Annotated in this window: 14 protein-coding genes; 8 read left to right on the forward strand and 6 right to left on the reverse strand. The window is 68.1% G+C overall.

Annotation, left to right across the window (positions count from 1 at the left end; all coding sequences use genetic code 11):
* The 4 genes from glmU (at position 1) to G6N51_RS13580 (ending at position 3549) form a co-directional block, all read left to right on the forward strand.
* Positions 1 to 1470, forward strand: a complete 1470-nt coding sequence (glmU, locus tag G6N51_RS13565; protein WP_083166756.1) for a bifunctional UDP-N-acetylglucosamine diphosphorylase/glucosamine-1-phosphate N-acetyltransferase GlmU — start codon at positions 1 to 3, stop codon at positions 1468 to 1470.
* Positions 1471 to 1567: 97 nt separating this feature from the next.
* Positions 1568 to 2548, forward strand: a complete 981-nt coding sequence (locus G6N51_RS13570) for a ribose-phosphate diphosphokinase (protein ID WP_083166758.1) — start codon at positions 1568 to 1570, stop codon at positions 2546 to 2548.
* Positions 2549 to 2905, forward strand: a complete 357-nt coding sequence (gene arsC, locus G6N51_RS13575) for an arsenate reductase (glutaredoxin) (RefSeq protein WP_083166761.1) — start codon at positions 2549 to 2551, stop codon at positions 2903 to 2905. It abuts the gene before it with no gap.
* Between the two features lie 23 nt (positions 2906 to 2928).
* Positions 2929 to 3549, forward strand: a complete 621-nt coding sequence (locus tag G6N51_RS13580) for an LpqN/LpqT family lipoprotein (RefSeq protein WP_083167563.1) — start codon at positions 2929 to 2931, stop codon at positions 3547 to 3549.
* Positions 3550 to 3631: 82 nt separating this feature from the next.
* Here G6N51_RS13580 and G6N51_RS13585 read toward each other — a convergent pair whose 3' ends face one another.
* Both G6N51_RS13585 and G6N51_RS13590 read right to left on the reverse strand, forming a co-directional pair.
* Positions 3632 to 6916: a helix-turn-helix transcriptional regulator gene (locus tag G6N51_RS13585; protein ID WP_232078376.1), complete on the reverse strand. Its 3285-nt coding sequence runs from the start codon at positions 6914 to 6916 to the stop codon at positions 3632 to 3634.
* Positions 6917 to 6995: 79 nt separating this feature from the next.
* Positions 6996 to 10292: a helix-turn-helix transcriptional regulator gene (locus G6N51_RS13590; protein ID WP_142274806.1), complete on the reverse strand. Its 3297-nt coding sequence runs from the start codon at positions 10290 to 10292 to the stop codon at positions 6996 to 6998.
* A 171-nt stretch (positions 10293 to 10463) separates the two neighbouring features.
* Between G6N51_RS13590 and G6N51_RS13595 the strand changes: the two genes are divergently transcribed.
* From G6N51_RS13595 to pth, 4 genes are all read left to right on the forward strand, one after another.
* Positions 10464 to 11699 carry a cytochrome P450 gene (locus G6N51_RS13595; protein ID WP_083167567.1) on the forward strand — a complete coding sequence of 412 codons (1236 nt, stop codon included), beginning with the start codon at positions 10464 to 10466 and terminating at the stop codon, positions 11697 to 11699.
* 25 nt (positions 11700 to 11724) lie between these two features.
* Positions 11725 to 12606 carry an oxidoreductase gene (locus tag G6N51_RS13600; protein ID WP_083166769.1) on the forward strand — a complete coding sequence of 294 codons (882 nt, stop codon included), beginning with the start codon at positions 11725 to 11727 and terminating at the stop codon, positions 12604 to 12606.
* Between the two features lie 248 nt (positions 12607 to 12854).
* Positions 12855 to 13514, forward strand: coding sequence for a 50S ribosomal protein L25/general stress protein Ctc (locus G6N51_RS13605; protein ID WP_083166772.1), 660 nt, complete (start codon positions 12855 to 12857; stop codon positions 13512 to 13514).
* A gap of 12 nt (positions 13515 to 13526) precedes the next feature.
* A complete protein-coding gene (gene pth, locus G6N51_RS13610; RefSeq protein ID WP_083166775.1) occupies positions 13527 to 14102 on the forward strand; it encodes an aminoacyl-tRNA hydrolase in 576 nt (191 codons plus the stop codon).
* Positions 14103 to 14132: 30 nt separating this feature from the next.
* On the opposite strand, the gene G6N51_RS13615 is transcribed toward pth, so the two are convergent.
* The 4 genes from G6N51_RS13615 to G6N51_RS13630 form a co-directional block, all read right to left on the reverse strand.
* Entirely contained in the window at positions 14133 to 15767 is a 1635-nt protein-coding gene (locus tag G6N51_RS13615; protein ID WP_083167572.1) for a fatty acyl-AMP ligase, read from the reverse strand.
* A 323-nt stretch (positions 15768 to 16090) separates the two neighbouring features.
* On the reverse strand, positions 16091 to 17047 hold the full coding sequence (locus tag G6N51_RS13620) for a 4-(cytidine 5'-diphospho)-2-C-methyl-D-erythritol kinase (protein WP_180134404.1): 957 nt from the start codon (positions 17045 to 17047) through the stop codon (positions 16091 to 16093).
* A 54-nt stretch (positions 17048 to 17101) separates the two neighbouring features.
* Complete coding sequence (gene rsmA, locus G6N51_RS13625) at positions 17102 to 18055, reverse strand: 16S rRNA (adenine(1518)-N(6)/adenine(1519)-N(6))-dimethyltransferase RsmA (protein WP_083166785.1); 954 nt, start codon at positions 18053 to 18055, stop codon at positions 17102 to 17104.
* Positions 18019 to 19146 (reverse strand): resuscitation-promoting factor, encoded by a 1128-nt coding sequence (locus G6N51_RS13630; RefSeq protein WP_197747120.1) that lies wholly within the window; start codon positions 19144 to 19146, stop codon positions 18019 to 18021. The genes rsmA and G6N51_RS13630 overlap by 37 nt, the downstream gene beginning before the upstream one ends.
* Positions 19147 to 19211: the final 65 nt, after the last annotated feature.

Consider the following 19211-nt stretch of genomic DNA (forward strand, 5'->3'; position numbering starts at 1 on the left):
ATGGCGTCTCGTGGTGATACCGCGGTCCTGGTGCTCGCGGCCGGGCCCGGCACCCGGATGCGGTCGGACACCCCCAAGGTGCTGCACACGATCGCCGGGCGCAGCATGCTGTCCCACCTGCTGCACGCCGTCACCAAGGTCGCGCCGCAGCACCTGGTGGTGGTCCTCGGCCATGACCACCAGCGCATCGCCCCGCTGGTCGCCGAATCCGCCGGAGCCCTGGGCCGCGGCATCGAGGTCGCCCTGCAAGACCGGCCGCTGGGCACCGGCCACGCCGTCCGCTGCGGCCTGTCCGCGCTGCCCGAGGACTACGCCGGTGTGGTCGTCGTGACCTCCGGGGACACGCCGCTGCTGGACTCCGACACCCTGGCCCACCTGATCGCCACCCACAACGCGGGGTCGGCCGCCGCGACGGTGCTCACCACCACACTCGACGACCCCACCGGCTACGGCCGCATCCTGCGCACCCAGGACAACGAGGTCACCGCCATCGTGGAACACGCCGACGCGACGCCCTCGCAGCGCGAAATCCGCGAGGTCAACGCGGGGGTCTACGCCTTCGACGTCGCGGCGTTGCGCTCGGCGCTGAGCCGGCTGAGCTACGACAACGCCCAGCAGGAGCTCTACCTGACCGACGTCATCTCGATCCTTCGTGGGGACGGCCAGGCCATCCACGCCCAGCACGTCGACGACAGCGCCCTCGTCGCCGGCGTCAACAACCGCGTGCAGCTGGCCCAACTGGGTGCCGAGCTCAACCGCCGGATCGTCGCCGCCCATCAGCTGGCCGGGGTGACCATCATCGACCCGGCGACCACCTGGATCGACGTCGACGTCACGATCGGTCGTGACTCCGTCATCCATCCCGGCACGCAGCTGCTGGGCCGCACCCAGGTCGGCGGCCACTGCGCCGTGGGCCCGGACACCACGCTCACCGACGTCACCGTGGGTGACGGCGCATCGGTGGTCCGCACCCATGGCACGTCGTCGTCGATCGGCGCCGGGGCCACGGTCGGCCCCTTCACCTACCTGCGGCCGGGCACCGTGCTGGGCGACGACGGCAAGCTCGGGGCGTTCGTCGAGACCAAGAACTCGACCATCGGCACCGGCACCAAGGTTCCGCACCTGACCTACGTCGGCGACGCCGACATCGGCGAACACAGCAACATCGGAGCGTCGAGCGTCTTCGTCAACTACGACGGCGCCACCAAGCGGCGCACCACGGTCGGGTCGCATGTGCGCACCGGGTCGGACACCATGTTCGTCGCCCCGGTGACGGTCGGCGACGGGGCCTACACCGGCGCGGGAACCGTGGTCCGCGAGGACGTCCCCCCGGGCGCGCTGGCGGTGTCCGCGGGACCGCAACGCAACATCGAGGGCTGGGTGCAGCGCAAACGGCCGGGCAGCGCGGCGGCGAAAGCGGCGGAAGAAGCGGCCAAAACCGCCGACGAGACAACGTCGGCACCCGAATAGACATGGCGATTTCGGTATCTGGTAACCCGGCCACATTTCCGTACCATTCGCTACGTACGATGGGGCGTTCCATTCTCCGAACGGCGAGGGCAGTGCGTTGAGCCACGACTGGACCGATAACCGCAAAAACCTGATGCTCTTCTCCGGCCGTGCGCATCCGGAGTTGGCCGAGCAGGTGGCAAAAGAGCTCGACGTGCACGTCACCGCTCAGACGGCGCGGGAGTTCGCCAACGGCGAGATCTTCGTGCGGTTCCACGAGTCGGTGCGCGGCTGCGACGCGTTCGTCCTGCAGTCCGCCCCCGCACCCGTCAACGACTGGCTGATGGAACAGCTGATCATGATCGACGCGCTCAAACGGGGCAGCGCCAAGCGGATCACCGCGGTCATGCCGTTCTACCCCTACGCCCGCCAGGACAAGAAGCATCGCGGCCGCGAACCGATCTCGGCGCGCCTGGTCGCCGACCTGCTCAAGACCGCGGGCGCCGACCGGATCGTGACCGTCGACCTGCACACCGACCAGATCCAGGGCTTCTTCGACGGGCCGGTCGACCACATGCGCGCCCAGAACCTGCTGACCGGCTACATCGGCGACAACTACCCGGACGGAAACATGGTGGTCGTCTCCCCCGACTCGGGCCGGGTGCGCATCGCCGAGAAGTGGGCCGACGCGTTGGGTGGCGTTCCACTCGCCTTCATCCACAAGACGCGCGACCCGCGGGTGCCCAACCAGGTGGTGTCCAACCGCGTCGTCGGCGAGGTCGAGGGCAAGACCTGCGTGCTGATCGACGACATGATCGACACCGGCGGCACCATCGCCGGCGCGGTGCAGCTGCTGCGCGATGACGGCGCTGCCGACGTCATCATCGCGGCGACCCACGGCGTGCTGTCCGACCCGGCCGCCGAGCGGCTCGCGGCGTCCGGCGCGCGGGAGGTGATCGTCACCAACACGCTGCCGATCGGCGAGGAGAAGCGTTTCCCCCAACTCACGGTCCTGTCCATCGCGCCGCTGTTGGCCAGTACCATTCGCGCCGTCTTCGAAAACGGTTCCGTGACGGGACTGTTCGACGGGGACGCCTAGATGGCTGCACAGCCAGAACAGGCCGTCATCTACCACAACCCCCGGTGCAGCACCTCCCGCAAAACACTGGACCTGTTGCGCGACAACGGCTTTGACCCGGCGATCGTCGAGTACCTCAAGGATCCGCCGTCGCGCCGCGAACTGGCGCAGATGATCAGCGACGCCGGGATCGACGTGCGGACCGCGGTGCGCAAGCGCGAATCGCTGTACGCCGAACTCAATCTCGCCGACGCGACCGACGACCAGTTGCTAGACGCCATGGTCGAACACCCGATCCTGATCGAACGGCCGTTCGTCGTCACGCCGAAGGGCACCCGGCTGGCCCGGCCGGTCGAGAAAGTCCGCGAGATTCTGTGAAACGTTCGTGCGCGGTCGCGGCCATGGCGCTGATCCTGCCCACAGTCGCATGCGGGCCGAAATCACCTGACTATCAATCGATCTGGTCGACGACTCCGACAACCACGACGACCACGACGCGGGTCGAGAAGCCCGTGCCCCTGTCGCAATATCTGCAGAACATCGGCGTGACGGGACAGCAAGTGGCGCCCGGCAACCTACCCGACCTGACGGTGTCGATCCCGACGCCGCCGGGCTGGACCGCCGCGAGCAATCCGCACATCGCCCCCGAGACGGTGATGCTTTCCAAGGGCGGCAAGTATCCGACCGCCAGACTCGTGGTGTTCCTCCTGCGGGGCGATTTCGATCCGGCCCAAGTGATCCAGCACGGCAACGACGACGCCCAGCTCTTCGAGAACTTCAAGCAGCTGGACGCCTCGACGACGCCCTACAACGGCTTCCCCTCCTCGATGATCCAGGGCAGCTACGACCTGGACGGCACGCGGTTGCACAGCTTCAACCGGATCGTCATCGCCACCGGTTCCCCGCCCGCCCGCCAGCGGTACCTGGTTCAGCTCACCATCACCGGGCTGGCCAACCAGGCCGTCGAACAGTCCACCGACATCGAGACGATCATGCGAGGGTTCGTCGTCGCCGCGAAGTGATTTCAGGCCTTTGGTCGGCGAGATTGCCGCCATGGTCGTGATCGGGACCCGAACCACAGCCATGGCGGCAATCTCGGCGTGATCATGTGCAGTGCTGGTCCTTGATGAGTTCCACCCGTGACGAGATACCCAGCTTGGCGTAGACGTGGGTGAGGTGGGTCTGCACAGTGCGCGGTGAGATGAACAGTCGGGCCCCGATGTCCTTGTTGCCCAGACCTTCCCGGACCAGCCGCACCACATCCTTTTCCATGGGCGTGAGAGATCCCCGGCCACTGGTGGGGCGTTTGCGCTCGCCGCGGCCCCGTTGCGCGTAGGCGATCGCCTCCTCGGTGGACAGGGCCGCCCCTTCGGCCCAGGCGGCATCAAAACCACTCTGCCCCAAGGCCTCCCGAACTGTTGCCACCACGGTGTCGTAACTGGCTTGATACATCGGGAAGCGGACATGTCCCATGCGCTGCCTTAGGGCGTCCGCCGCGCCCAATAGACGCGCCGCGTAAGGATCGTGGCCGTCGTCGACCGCTAGGCGGGCAAGGCATTCCAGGGTGTCGCCCAACCGCAGATATCCCTGGGTACGGGCGGCGACCGTGAGGGCGTCGTGGGCGTCGCGTTCGGCCTGCTCCGGCTCACCCTGCCCCATCGCGATAAAAGCGCGTGTCGTCAGCGCGGGCGCTTGGTGGCAGCCGGGTACCAGCGCGACAGTCCGATCAGCCCAATCGCGAGCCGCGACCAGATCACCACATGCCAATGCGGCCTCGGCCATCGGGTTGTAGCATCTGGCGAACGCCTCGCGCTCGGGAACGGTACGCCGCCAAGCCTCTTCGGCGTCCTGCCTGGCCCGTGTCGCGTCGCCATCGGCGAGCGCAGCCGTCGCCAACACCCCATACACCGTGTCTCCGTAGAACCCACCTATCGCTTCTCCTGCCCGCAGCGCGGATTGCGCCGCGGCGTGCGCGGCAGCCGCCTGCCCCAGGTGTGCCAGCGTGAAGCTATGAGCCACGTGACCGAAGGTCGTCATGATCGAATCCTCGGCCGTCTCCGCCTCGACGGTCACGCGGCGAAGTATCTCGTCCGCTTGGATGAAGTCTCCCAGCAGCCACAGCGTTGTGCCCAGCCAGGTTTCGCAGCCTCGGGCAGTAAACGGATCGCCGAGCGCAGCGCCGACGTCGCGTCCTTCTTCGGCGGCCGCGCGTGCGGCAACGGGTTCGCCGGCAATCACGCCGGCCGCCGCAAGGAAGGTGAGGACTTGGACCAAGCTGGTCGGATTGCCGGATGCGCGGGCCATGCCGAACGCCTCGCCGAAGTATTGCTGGGCTAGCTCGGCGTTATAGAACGTCATCATCCCGCACGTGATAAGCGCTCGACTAATCAGTCCCGGATTGTCGAGCCGGCGGGCGACGGCGAGGGCGTCCTGTGCCCGCTCCAGGCTGACGGGCACGGCCACCCACCCGGCGATCGCGCCGTGATCGGCGACCGCGCGCGCCCACACGCCCGGGTCTATGGTCTCGGGATCCTGGTGGTCCAGGATCGCGTCGAACCCGGCCAGCGCTTCACGGAAAATGCTGCGCCTTATCCAAAACTGCTGCAGCGACGACACCAGCCGCAGCGCTGTCTCGGGGTCGGAATTCTCGCGGCTCCACACGTACGCCGCGCGCAGATTGTCGATCTCCACGGTGGCCCAACGCACCAACGGCTCAACATGGGCCGGTCCCCGCGAATCCAACTCGGCAATGGTGGCCGTGTAGTAATCCCGATGTCGGGTGCGCACGTTGTCGCCCTCACCGGACTCGCCGAGTTTTTCTTGCGCATACTGGCGCACCGTCTCCAGTAGGCGATATCGCATTCCATCGGCGGTGTCGTCGGCGACCACCAGCGATTTGTCGACCAGCAGGCTGAGTTGGTCGAGCAGTTGGTAGCTTTCGACTTCGCTACTGGCGCCGACCGCCTGGGCGGCGTCGAGATCAAACCCGCCGGCAAAAACCGCGAGCCGGCGGAACAACACCTGCTCGGGTTCGGTGAGCAACGCGTGTGACCAGTCCACCGAGGCGCGTAACGTCTGCTGGCGGCGCACCGCGGTGCGTGCCCCCCCGGTCAGTAACCGGAACCGATCATGCAGGCTGTCGAGAATCTGGGGCAGAGACAGCGCCCGAACCCGTGCCGCGGCAAGCTCGATCGCCAACGGCATGCCATCGAGGCGCTCACAGATCTCGGCGACCAGCGCGGTGTTGTCCTCGCCCACAACAAATTCGGGACGAGCGTGCCTGGCGCGGTCGGTGAACAACTCGATCGCTTCGTCGACAAGCGACAACGACGGCACCCGCCAGCTCACTTCGCCGGGCACCCCCAGCGGCTCACGGCTGGTGGCCAAAATCGTCAAATCGGGGCAGGCTGCCAACAGCTCAACGGCCACGGTCCCGCACGCTTCCAGCAGGTGCTCGCAGTTGTCCAGGAGCAGTAACATTTTCTTCTCTGCGAAGAACCGCACCAGCACATCCATCGTGGAGCGGCCCGGCTGATCGGGCAGACCCAGCGTGCGCGCGACAGTCACCGGCGCGCCAGCGGGATTGGTGATTGGTGCCAGATCGACGTACCGGACCCCATCGGAGATCTCAGTGTTCAGTTGCGAGGCGACTTCGACGGCAAGTCGCGTCTTGCCGGCGCCCCCCGCACCGGTCAAGGTGACGAGCCGATTGCCCGTGACGATCTGACGCAACTCCGCCATTGGGGCTTGGCGCCCAACGAAACTCGTCAACTGAGTCGGCAGGTTGTGCGACGCAACGACAGCGCGGACCCGAAGCGGCGGAAACTCATTACGGAGATCCGGATGACACAGCTGGACCACACGTTCCAGCCGAGGCATGTCCCGCAACGGATAGCTGCCCAGCTCGGCCAGCCACGCACCGTCGGGGAGCCTTTCCAGGACGAGCGATTCGGTTATGCCCGACAGCACGGTCTGCCCGCCATGGGCCAGGTCGCGCAGCCGCGCCGTCCGGTTGATCGTCGGGCCAGCGTAGTTGGCGTCATCACGCAACTGGATCTCTCCCGTATGCACGCCGATGCGGAGCAGGAGCGGCGCCAGCGGGGCGCGCTGCAACGCCAGGGCACACGACACCGCGTCGCTGGCGCGGGCGAAGGCGGCCACGAAGCTGTCGCCCTCGCCCTGTTCCAGCGGGCGCACGCCGTCATGGGCGGGGACGGCCTCGTTGACCGTCTTATTCAGTTGCGCCATCGCGGCCGTCACCTTGTCGGGCTGGGTTTCCCACAGCCGCGTCGACCCCTCGACGTCGGCCAGCAGTAACGTCACCGTTCCGGTCGGCAGCAATTCACTTATGCTCCGGGTCAGCGGCGGTATCTCCGCGCGTTGGCTCATGTTGGCCAGCATCGCCGACACCCTTGCGCATTACATCCGCGAGATCGCGTAGATCACCGCCCGCAAAGCGCGTACTCGGCTAGGTTCGCAGCCCCGCGTCCTGGATGAGCTGAATGCGGGAGGCCAGGCCGAGCTTGGCGTAAACATGGGTGAGGTGGGTCTGCACGGTGCGCGGCGAGATGAACAGCCGCGCGCCGATCTCCCTGTTGCCCAGCCCCTCACGGACCAGGCGTACCACGTCGTTCTCCATGGGAGTCAGTGATGCCCAACCATTTGCAGGCCGTTTACGCTCGCCGCGTCCGCGCTGCGCGAAGGCGATGGCCTCCTCGGTGGACAGAGCCGCACCTTCGGCCCACATCATGTCGAAATCCTTCTCGCCCAACGTGTTGCGGGCCGCCGCGACCGTAATGTCGTAGCCGGGTTGATACATCGGATAACGGGCCTGCCCCATTCGCTGCCGGATGCCGGCCGATGCGCCCAACAGGCGCGCCGCATAGGGGTGATTGCCGCCGTCGGCCGCCAGGCGGGCCAGGCATTCCAGCGTGTCTGCCACTCGCAGATACCCCTGCGAACCAGTGGCGGACACAAGTGCTTCGTGGACATCGCGCTCGGCCTGGTCCGGCTCACCCTGCGCGATCGCGACAAAGGCGCGAACCGTGCGGGCGACCACTTGGTGCCAGCCTGGAACCAGCGCTACGCAGTCGTCCGCCCAGTTGCGCGCAGTGACCAAATCACCGCAGGCCAGTGCGGCCTCGGCCAATGGATTCACGCTCTTGATGAACACTTCGCGAAAGGGCACGGTGTGTCGCCATGCCACCTCCGTGGCGTCCCTGGCCAGGGCGGCGTCACCGGCCGCCAGCGCGGCATGCGCAGCGACCGCACCCACCGCGTCTGCCCAGTGACCGCCCAGCGCCTCGGCAAGTACCCGTGCGGATTCGACCGCCGCTTGAGCGGCAGCCGCCTGTCCTTGATATGCGAGCACCACGGTCCGGGCCACGTCGCCGTAGACCTTCATAGGCCTATCCCCGGCAGCTTCGGCTTCCTCGACCAGGCCAGCTGCGACCCGAGCTGCGTGGGCCAGATTTCCCTGCATCATCAGCGAGATGGCCAGCCACGCCCGGGAGTGACGCGAGAAGAACCCGAACCCCAACGCGTCGGCAATGTCACGCCCTTCCTCAGCCGCGGCGCGCGCGCCGGTCGGTTGACCCGCCAGGCAACCCGCGGTCGCTCGATAACTGAGGATTTGGCACAGACTCCAGCGATCACCGGAAGCGCGGGCCAGTTCCGTGGCCTCGGCGAGGTAGCACTCGGCGATCTCGGGGGTGTAGAAGGCGGCGCTCGCACACCCGATCAGTATTCGAGCGAGCAGTGCCGGGTCTTGGAGTTCGCGTGCGGCAGCCAGGGCGTCCTGTACCCGATCCTCGTTCGCCGGGACGACCGCCCACCCCGTGAGCGTGCTCTGGTCGGCGACCGCGCGAACCCACACCGCCGTGTCGACTTCCGAGCAGCGGCCGTCGCTTAACACCATTTCGAACCCGGCCACCCCTTCGCGGAACCGGCCACAAGCTATCCAGACCAGCTGCAACGTGGATACCGACCGCAGCGCCGTCTCGAGGTCGGAATTCTCGCGGCTCCACATGAAGGCCGCCACCAGGTTGTCGATCTCAGTTTGCGCCCACACCAGCAGCGACTCGTCGCCGCTTTCTTGGCGTGATTCCAGCTCAGCCGCGGTGGCGGTGTAGTAGTTGCGGTGACGGGTGCGTACCTCGTCGGCCTCACCGGACTCGCCGAGCTTTTCCTGCGCATATTGGCGCACCGTCTCCAGCAACCGATACCGCATCCCCTCGCCGGTGTCGTCGGCGACCACCAGGGATTTGTCGACCAGCAGGCTGAGTTGGTCCACCAGCTGGTAACGCTCCACGTCGCCGTCGGCGCCGACCGCCTGGGCGCCGTCCAGGTCGAACCCTCCGGCGAACGCCGCCAGCCGGCGGAACAACACCCGCTCCGGTTCGGTGAGCAGCGCATGCGACCAGTCCACCGAGGCCCATAGCGTCTGCTGGCGGCGCACCGCGGTACGCGCACCCCCGGTCAGGAGCCGGAATCGGTCATGCAGACTGTTCATGATCTGGGTCAGTGACAGCGCCCTGATCCGCGCGGCGGCAAGCTCGATCGCCAATGGCATCCCATCCAGCCGCCGGCAGATCTCTTCGACCACCGCGGTGTTCTCCGCGGTGATGGCGAATTCGGGCCGGACCCGCCGTGCACGGTCGGCGAACAACTCGACGGCCTCGTCGACAACGTTCAACGAGGGAACCCGCCAGCTCAGTTCACCGGCCACGCCGAGCGGCTCACGGCTCGTCGCCAAGACCGTGAGCTGCGGGCAGGACGCGAGTAATTCGACGACCAGCGTCACGCACGCGTCCAGCAGATGCTCACAATTGTCGAGCAGCATCAACATTCTTTTTTCGGCGAAGAACCGTTGCAGCAACTCCATCGTGGAGCGGCCCGGCTGATCGGGCAGGCCGAGGCTACGCGCCACGGTCACCGGCGCCACAGCGGAATTGGTGATCGGTGCCAGGTCGATGTACCACACCCCGTCAGAAAACTCGTTGGTCAGTAGCGAGGTGAGTTCCATGCCGAGGCGGGTCTTGCCCGCTCCCCCGGCGCCGGTCAAAGTCACCAGCCGGTTACCGGCGACCAACTGACACAACTCCGCCATTTGCGCTTGGCGCCCAACGAATTTCGTCAACTGGGCCGGCAGGTTGTGCGACACCGCAACCTGGCGGACACGAAGCGGCGGAAAGTCGTTGCGCAAATCCGCGTGGCACACCTGCATTACACGTTCGGGGCGCGGCAGATCACGCAGCGGATAGCTGCCCAAATCGGCCAGCCACACCCCGTCCGGCAGCCGATCCGCCACCAGCGGTTCCGTCGCGCCGGACAACACGGTCTGCCCGCCATGGGCCAGATCACGCAGCCGCGCGGTCCGATTGATCGTCGGACCGGCGTAGTTGGCGTCGTCACGCAACTGCACTTCACCGGTATGCACACCGATGCGCAGCCGGATCGGCGCGAGCGGGGCGCGCTGCAATGCCAGCGCACACGCCACCGCGTCGGACGCGCGCGCGAACGCCGTCACAAAACTGTCACCCTCGCCCTGCTCGAGCGGGCGCACCCCGCCATGAGCGGCGACGGCCTCATCCACCGTGTCGTTCAGCACCGCCAGCGCCGCGGCCATCTGTTCGGGCTTGGTTTCCCACAGCCGCGTCGAACCCTCAACGTCGGCAAGCAGCAACGTCACCGTACCGGTTGGCAGCAACTCAACCACACCCAAATCGCTCCAGGTCAGCGCCAGCATATCAGCGCGTTGGCTCATAGTAGCCAGCATCGCGCTCGCAAACCAGGCAAAACCATCTGCAATTACGCACAGATCCAACAACGCCCCCACGAAGTTACGACTGGCGCCGCTCAGATCTACGCGCTAAGGCGGATGGTCTTGGTCGCGCGACACCGCATAGTCGACTCCAGACCGGACGAGGAGACCCCGATGACAACCGTTCAGATCAGTCACTGCCCGAGCATTTTTGATGCCGGGTTGCCCACCTTCCGCTATGACCACCTCACCGATCCCGACGAAGCGCATTCGATCATTAACGACGCGCGCAGGCAGGCCCCGATCGCGATCGGCCCGCACGGCCCCGAGGTGTTGAGCTACGAGCTGGTCCGAACGGTGCTGCGCGACAGCCGCTTCGTCACCGCGCGCGGCCTCGGGCTCGACCTGCAAGGCGTCACCTCCGGTCCGTTGTGGGACAGGGCGACCGCCAACATCCTGGGGCTCGACGGCACCCAGCACCACCGGCTGCGCCGGCTGGTATCCACGGCGTTCGCGCCGCGGGGCGCCGAGCGGCTGCGCACCCTGGTCGTCGACATCATCACCGGGCTCGTCGATCCGCTGACCACCGTTGGGCGCTGCGACGTCGTGTCCGACATCGCCCGCCGCTACCCCACGCCGGTGATCTGCGCGCTGCTCGGCGCACCGCCCGAGGACTGGCAACTGTTCAGCGACTGGACCGACGACATCAAGAAGATCTTCGATTGGAACGTCGCCGAGGACGGACCCGCGATCCTTGCGGCATGGGATCAACTCGATGCTTACCTCGAGGACCTGATCGCGCGACGACGGGCGTCGCTGAGCGACGACCTCGTCTCCGACCTCATCCGTGCCGAGGACGACGGCGACCGGCTCACCCATGACGAGCTGCTGATGCTGTGTGCGACCCTGCTCGGCGCCGGCACCGACACCACCCGCAACCAGCTCGCCGCGGCAGTACAGGTGCTGGCCGGCCACCCCGACCAGTGGGCGTTGCTCGCCGAGCGCCCAGCGCTCGCATCCGACGCGGTTCACGAGCTCATGCGTTACTACCCGATCGTGTTCGGCACCATGCGGCTGGCCGCTGAAGACGTCGAGCTGGCCGGCGTCGGCATTCCGGCCGGCACCCTCGTCGTGGCCAACACCGCCGCGGCCAACCGCGACCCCGACGTCTACACTCACCCGGATCGCGTCGACATCACCCGCACAGACCCGCCGGCGATGCTCACCTTCGGCGGTGGGGTGCACTACTGCCTCGGCTCGCACCTGGCGCGCCTGGAACTCACGGAGGCGCTTCGGGTCATCACGCAACGCATGCCCGACGCCCGTCGAACGGGCCCCGCCCCGTGGAAGGCCATCAGCGGGATAACCGGCCCCACGACCTTGCCGCTGGAGTTCGACCCCGGGCATTGAGCGAGCCCGATTAGGCTCGTCAACCATGACCAACTGGACCGCCGCAGACCTGCCGTCGTTCGCCGGGCGCACCGTGATCATCACCGGCGCCAACAGCGGACTGGGCGCGGTGACGGCCCGCGAGCTGGCAAGGCGCGGCGCGACACTTGTCATGGCGGTCCGCGACGTTCGCAAGGGCGAGAAGGCCGCGCTGCAGATCAGGGGCACGCACACCGGCCCGGTCGAGGTGCGCGCGCTCGACCTGCAAAATCTGTCGTCGGTGCGGGAATTCGCCGAGGGGGTCGACAGGGTCGACGTCCTGATCAACAACGCGGGCATCATGGCCGCCCCGTACCAGCAGACCATCGACGGTTTCGAGAGCCAGATCGGCACCAACCATCTCGGGCATTTCGCGCTCACCAACCTGCTGTTGCCCAGGATCACCGACCGGGTGGTGACCGTGTCGTCGATGGCGCACTGGGCGGGCCGGATCAGCCTCGACGACCTGAACTGGAAGACGCGGCGCTACTCCCCGTGGCTGGCCTACAGCCAGTCCAAGCTCGCCAACCTGCTGTTCACCAGCGAGTTGCAGCGTCGGCTGGATGCGGCCGGTTCCAAGCTGCGCGCGCTGGCCGCGCACCCCGGCTACTCGCACACCAACCTGCAGGGCGCCTCCGGCCGCAAGCTGGGTGACGCGATGATGTCGGCAGTCACCCGGGTGGTGGCCACCGACGCCGACTTCGGGGCGCGCCAGACGCTGTACGCGGCGTCGCAGGACCTGCCGGGAGATACGTTCGTCGGACCGCGTTTCGGCCAGATCGGCCGCACCCAACCCGTTGCGCGCAGCCGGCGGGCGCAGGACCCGGCGATGGCCCGCGCGCTCTGGGAGCTGTCCGAGCAGCTCACCGGCACCAACTTCCCGCTCTGAGCCCCCGGGGCCGAGCCGTTGCCCAGCGCCCGTCCAGCCGGGAGTGTGACGCTGAGCGCCCGGCCGGCCGGGCGCGCGCCTTCCAGACCGCCGCAATTTCCGCTCTGAGGTGCGCATGCGCTAACCTGACCGGGCGTCACGGCGAGGGTGGCTGGCCAGCCAGCACCGTTATCGACGGAGACCGACGAATTGTCGCGAACCCTGGCCGTGCCCCCACATTCAGGCACTGAGCACACAGGAGCGACACGATGGCCAAGTCCGCAGGCAACCAACTCACCGCCACGGTGCGAACCGAGACCGGCAAGGGCGCGTCCCGCCGGGCCCGCCGCGAAGGCAAGATTCCCGCCGTCCTCTACGGTCACGGCGCCGACCCGCAGCACCTGGAGCTGCCCGGCCACGACTTCGCGGCCGTGCTGCGCCACGCGGGCACCAACGCGGTGCTGACCCTCGACATCGAGGGCAAGGAACAGCTGGCGCTGACCAAAGCGCTCGACATCCACCCGATCCGCCGCACCATCCAGCACGCCGACCTGCTCGCCGTGCGCCGCGGCGAGAAGGTCGTCGTGGAGGTCAACGTGGTCGTCGAGGGCGACGCCGTACCGGGCACCCTGGTCACCCAGGACACCAACACCATCGAAATCGAGGCCGACGCCATGTCGATTCCCGAGCAGCTGACCGTGTCGGTGGAGGACGCCGAACCGGGCACCCAGTTCACCGCCGGGCAGATCACGCTGCCGCGCGGCGTCAACCTGATCTCCGACCCGGAGATGCTGGTGGTCAACGTGGTGACCGCGCCGACCGCCGAGGACCTCGCGGAAGAAGGCGCCGGCGAGGCCCCCGCGGCCGAGGAGGCCCCCGCGGAAGAGGAAGCCGGCGAGGCCGAGGCCCCCGCGGGCGAGTCCGAGTAGGCGGACCCCAGCATGGCCGAGCCGTTGCTGGTGGTCGGCCTGGGCAACCCCGGGGACAACTACGCCCGCACCCGGCACAACCTCGGGTTCATGGTCGCCGACCTGCTCGCCGGCCGGCTGGGCTCAAAATTCAAGGTGCACAAGCGGTCCGGCGCGGAGTTGGTCAGCGGCCGGTTGGCCGGGCACCCGGTATTGGTCGCCAAGCCGCGCTGCTACATGAACGAGTCCGGCCGCCAGGTCGGGCCGTTGGCCAAGTTCTATTCGGTGGCGCCGGCCGACATCGTGGTCGTGCACGACGACCTCGACCTCGACTTCGGCCGCATCCGGCTCAAGATCGGCGGCGGCGAGGGCGGTCACAACGGGCTGCGATCGGTGGCGGCCGCGCTGGGCACCAAGGAGTTTCAGCGGGTCCGCATCGGGATCGGCCGACCGCCGGGACGCAAAGACCCGGCGGCGTTCGTGCTGGAAAACTTCTCCGCCGCCGAGCGCGCCGAGGTCCCCACCATCTGCGAGCAGGCGGCGGACGCCACCGAGTTGCTCGTCGAGCTCGGGCTGGAACCGGCGCAGAACCGCGTCCACGCCTGGTGAACACCCATCGCGCGTGCGCGGGATCCGCCCCTAGGTGACCAGCGTGGCGGAGTGGGACCGGCGCAGTTTGCCCGACGGTGTCTTCGGGATGGTGCCCGGCCCGAGCACCACCACGTTGCGCGGCCGCATGTCGACCTCGGCCACCACCTCGCGGGCGACCTGGTGCTCGATCCGGCGCACCTCGGCCGGGTCCTGCCAGGCGTTGGACTCGACGGCCACGGCGAACGTCTCGCGCGAGTGGCCGGCGTCCAGGCGCACCGCGACGGCGCAACCGGGCCGCACCCCCTCGACGCGGCCGGCGGCCCGCTCGATGTCGGTGGGATAGATGTTGCGGCCCGCCATGATGATGACGTCCTTCACGCGGCCGCACACCACGATGTGACCGGCCTCGGTCATGTAGCCGAGGTCGCCGGTGTCATACCAGCCGTTCTCGTCCTGCGCCGGAATGAAGCCCCCCATGGTGAGGTAGCCGGGCGTCAGCGACTCCCCGCGCAGCTCGATGACCCCGACGCCCCGGGCGGGCATCACGTCGCCGTTCTCGTCGATGATGCGCGCCTCGAGGTCCTGCAGCAGCGGGCCGAGTGTGGCCAGCCTGCGGGTGTTGCCCTTGGTGGCGGGCACGGCGCGACGCAGGGCGGCCAGCAGGTCGGCGTCGACCTCGTCGACGACCAGGCCGGCGTTGCACTCCGAGAACGACACGGCCAGCGTGGTCTCGGCCATGCCGTAGGCCGGCAGGATCGCCGAGGGCCGCAGGCCGAACGGCTTGCCCGCGTCCAGCAGGTCCTCCACGTCGGCGGGCTCGACGGGCTCGGCACCGGACAGCGCGAAGCGCAGGGTGGACAGGTCGAAGTCGCCGGGCTTGGCGTTGCGACGCAGCCGCTTGGCCAGCAAGGCGTAGGCGAAGTTGGGCGCCGCGGTCATGGTGCCCTTGTACTTGTCGATGAGCTTGGCCCACAGCAGCGTGTCGCGCAGGAAGTCCATCGGCGTCACCTTGACCAGCTCCGCGCCGAAGTACATCGGGATGGTCAGGAACCCGACCATGCCCATGTCGTGGAAGCAGGGCAGCCAGCTGACCATGACGTCCTTGTCGACGTCGTACTGCGCGCCGATGAACATCGCCTCGGCGTTGGAGTAGATGTTGCGGTGGGTGATCTGGACGGCCTTGGGAGATCCGGTGGAGCCCGACGTCAGCTGCATCAGCGCCAGGTCGTCCTCGCCGACCTCGACGGGATCGATCGGATCCGAGGCCAGCAGGTCGGCGACGGTGAGGACCTTGATGCCCTTCTCCTCGAGCACGGGGATGGCCACCAGGAAGGGCTCGGAGACGATGACGGCCTTGGCCTCGATCATGCCGATGACGTTCATCGTGTCCTCGGCCCACACGGCCAGGTCGGTGCGGGGGGTGGGCTGGTGCAGCATCGTCAGGCTGGCACCACGCATCCACAGGCCCTGCGCCGTCGGGGCGATCTCCACCGGGAAGCCGGCGAGCACACCGACCGCGTCGCCCAGGCCGATGCCGGCGGCGGCGAGGCCGCCCGCGATGCGGCGAGCGCGCTCGTGCACCTCGCCCCAGGTGTGGCGCACCGGTTCGTGGGGTTCACCGGTGACCATGCCCGTCGTCGCGGTACGGGCATTGCGGTACATCTTCTCGGTAAACCTGCTCACACAAACCTCCTCGGTTTCGGCGCTCGCCACGACGCCCGGGATCTCATATTCCGCTCACTGGGTAACGCTTGGGAGCAGGCACGCAAACACATTCGGGCAGCAGTTAGGTCTCGAATCGGCGATGGGTCGACGGCCGCGCGTACGGCCGCCCAATCAGCGCGAACCGGGCCCCGGAACCGCCGGTGGGCCCGAAGTATCAGTCGTCCGCCGGGGACCCCGGCGGACGAAGATGAGTGTTCTCGCTCAGCGCTACCCGTCACCGCGCAATATCTTAAACTCCTCTTAGGGAACAGCCCAAATGAACGCGTAATTTGGGGCGATTTTCACACCTCGGTGGGAGAAGGCACCACGCGCGCCCCGGCCACCGGCCCGCTGGCGACCCGCACGGTGCGGCACACGCCCGCACCGGACACCTCGGTGCCGACGTCGACCGCCGAGGCTGCAGAGGAGCACAGGAAGGCGCACGTCGGGCCCGAGCCGGACACGATGCCCGCCAGTGCACCGGCCTGGACCCCGGCGCGCAGGGTCCGGCGCAGCTTCGGACTCAGGCTCACCGCGGCCGCCTGCATCTCGTTGCCCAGCAACGACGCCAGCTGTTCGGGGTCGCCGGCGGCCAGGGCCGCCAGCACCGGCCCGGGCCCGGCGAGCCTCGGCGGGTCCCCCGCGTCGCGCAGCCGGTCCAGCTCGGTGAACACGGATGGCGTGAGCAACTCGCCGTCGGCGAACGCCAGTACCCAGTGAAAGGTGTTGCGGGACAGGACGGTCGCCAGTTCCTCGCCCCGGCCGGTGCCCAGCGCCGTGCCGCCGTGCAGCGCGAAGGGCACGTCGCTGCCCAGCCGGGCGGCGAGCATGCGCAGGTCGCGCCGGGGCACGTTGAGTTCCCACAGCGAGTTCATCGCGACCAGCACGGCCGCCGCATCGGCGCTGCCACCGGCCATCCCGCCGGCCACCGGGATGGATTTGTCGATCATGATCGAGACGTCGGGCGCCCGGCCGACGTGTTCGGCCATGAGCTCGGCGGCCTGCCAGGCCAAATTGCGCTCGTCGGTCGGCAGTTTGTCGGCGCCCTCGCCGACGAGCTCGAGCGACAACACGTCGGCGTTGCGGACGGTCACCTCGTCGAGCAGCGAGACCGCCTGGAAGACGGTCGTCAGCTCGTGATAGCCGTCCTCTCGGCGGTCGCCGACCGCCAGATACAGGTTGACCTTTCCGGGAACGCGGACGGTGACCGACCCGGTGGGCACCCACTGGGCGGCGGTATTGCCGTCAGTCATTGTCACCCACCGCAGCAGACTATCGCTGCGACCGGCCAACTACACGCAGCGCCGCCGCAGTCAGCTCGGGGACGGCTGTTCTTCAGTAGCGGACGGGCCGGCCGGGGTGGCGGTGTCGGCCGATTCGGCCGATCGGCGCAACAGCCGCACGAAGTCGTCGATGGACAGCGTCTCGCCGCGGCGGGCCGGGTCGATGCTGGCGGCCAGCAGCCGGTTCGCCGACTCGTTGCCCGAGCCGGCCCACTCCACGAACGCGTTGCGAACCGTCTTGCGCCGCTGCGCGAACGCGATGTCCACCAACCGGAACACCTGCCGACGGAACGCCTCGTCGGTGGGCCAATGCGGGGCGGCGTGCCGGTCGATGCGAACGAGCCCCGAATAGACGCGGGGAATCGGCCAGAAGACGGTGGGCGACACCATGCCACACCGCCGAACCGCGCCGAAGAAGCGCACCTTGACGCTGGGGACGCCGTAATCCTTGCCGCCGGGCTCGGCGGCAAGACGCTCGGCCACCTCCGCCTGCACCATGACGGTCACGGTCCGGATCGATGGGAACTCGGCGAGCAGGTGCAGCAACGCCGGCACGGCGACGTTGTAGGGCAGGTTGGCCACGACCGCGTTGGGCTGGGTGGTCAACTCGTCGGAACGCAGGGTCAAGACGTCGCGGTTGAGCACGGTGAGCCGCTGGATTTCGCTATGCGAATGTTCGGCGACGGTCTGCGGCAGGCGATCGGCCAGCACGGGGTCGATTTCGACGGCGGTGACGGTGGCGCCGCGGTCGAGCAGTGCCAGGGTCAGCGAGCCCAGGCCGGGTCCGACCTCGAGGACGTGGTCGGTCCGGCCGACCCCCGAAGTCGAGACGATCCGGCGAACGGTATTGGCGTCGTGGACGAAGTTTTGGCCGAGGGATTTTCGTGGCCGGAAGTCAAGCTCTCTGGCAAGCCGCCTGATCTCGGTGCGACCGAGCAGCCGGACGGTCAGTTGGCACCAGCTCTTCCGCTGCACACCGGCCAGGCGCCCCAGCCCTGGCGCTCCCGGGTCACCTCGGCGACGGCGATCTGCTCTTCGCGAGTGGCCAGGTCGGCGCGCGAAGCGAACCGCAACCCACCGTTGCGCTCCCAGGTGCCCTGGTCGAACTGCACGCCGCCGTAATAGCCGTTGCCGGTGTTGATCGCCCAGTTGCCGCCGGCCTCGCAGCCCGCGATCGCGTCCCAGATGGATCCGTTGGTCACGGGCGGGACATCGGTGCCCGGCTTGGTGCCCACCCGCACCACGGCGTCGCGGGCCGGGGTGATCACGGTGTTGGCGATCGGCAACCGGCCGGTCTCAACGCCGTTGACGGTGGCCACCGCGAAGGTGACGTCCTGGGTGCCCGGGCTGCCCGGGTCCTCGACCACCTGGCGGCTCATGTTCATGTCCGGGTCCTCGACCCGACGGGCGTTCGGCGGCAAGGGCATCCGCTCGGTGACCCGCTGAATCCGGTTGCGGGTCACCTGGATCTCCATGCCATCGACGATCGGCGACGTCGCGCTCGGCACCGCCTGATCCCCCTCGAGCAGCGGTGCGCCGGCGGCGTTGAGCAGGCTCGCGACATTCGGCGCCGGCAGGTGGACCGTGCGCGTCGCGCCGCCGTCGTTGATGCGGACCGTCTTCGCGCTGACGACGGGCAGTGCCATCCCCGCCAGCGGGACCCGGCTGCCGCGGGAGGCCGCCGCCGGGGCGGTGTCGGTCATGGCGAGTTGGGCCAGCGCCTCGTCGACGGTCGATGCCGTCGTCCACACCTGTTTGGTGTCGTGGCCGTCCAGCGAGATCTGCAGCGGCCGGCTGCGACGCAGCACGATGTTGGCGGCGTCGTGCACCTTGACGTCTCCGGCGGGGTACAGGTCGTCGCGATCGTCGACGGCGAAGCCGTTCTCCTGCACGATGTCGATGACCCGCGACTTCATCGTCGTGACCCGCATCGCGATGCCGTCAACGGTCAACGTGACCGTCTTGCAGGCGGACACCGCGAATCCACCGGCGAACGCCAGGACTACCAGCAAGCCCCCGACGACGAGCCGCAACATCGGAGACGGCGTCTGATGAAGTTTTGTTAATACGGTCAACGCGCGTCTATCCCGACCACAGCAAGCACCCCAACGACCTAATCAGCACCAAACGACAAATTAGG

The sequence above is a fragment of the Mycobacterium paraseoulense genome (assembly GCF_010731655.1).
Lineage (GTDB): Bacteria > Actinomycetota > Actinomycetes > Mycobacteriales > Mycobacteriaceae > Mycobacterium > Mycobacterium paraseoulense.

Bases quoted from the DNA above. Each gene is read 5' to 3' on its own strand.
- G6N51_RS13590 (WP_142274806.1), bottom strand. From the start codon at position 10,292: ATGAGCCAACGCGCTGATATGCTGGCGCTGACCTGGAGCGATTTGGGT.
- G6N51_RS13605 (WP_083166772.1), top strand. From the start codon at position 12,855: ATGGCCAAGTCCGCAGGCAACCAACTCACCGCCACGGTGCGAACCGAG.
- glmU (WP_083166756.1), top strand. From the start codon at position 1: ATGGCGTCTCGTGGTGATACCGCGGTCCTGGTGCTCGCGGCCGGGCCC.
- G6N51_RS13580 (WP_083167563.1), top strand. From the start codon at position 2,929: ATGGCGCTGATCCTGCCCACAGTCGCATGCGGGCCGAAATCACCTGAC.
- G6N51_RS13600 (WP_083166769.1), top strand. From the start codon at position 11,725: ATGACCAACTGGACCGCCGCAGACCTGCCGTCGTTCGCCGGGCGCACC.
- pth (WP_083166775.1), top strand. From the start codon at position 13,527: ATGGCCGAGCCGTTGCTGGTGGTCGGCCTGGGCAACCCCGGGGACAAC.
- G6N51_RS13585 (WP_232078376.1), bottom strand. From the start codon at position 6,916: ATGAGCCAACGCGCGGAGATACCGCCGCTGACCCGGAGCATAAGTGAA.
- arsC (WP_083166761.1), top strand. From the start codon at position 2,549: ATGGCTGCACAGCCAGAACAGGCCGTCATCTACCACAACCCCCGGTGC.
- G6N51_RS13595 (WP_083167567.1), top strand. From the start codon at position 10,464: ATGACAACCGTTCAGATCAGTCACTGCCCGAGCATTTTTGATGCCGGG.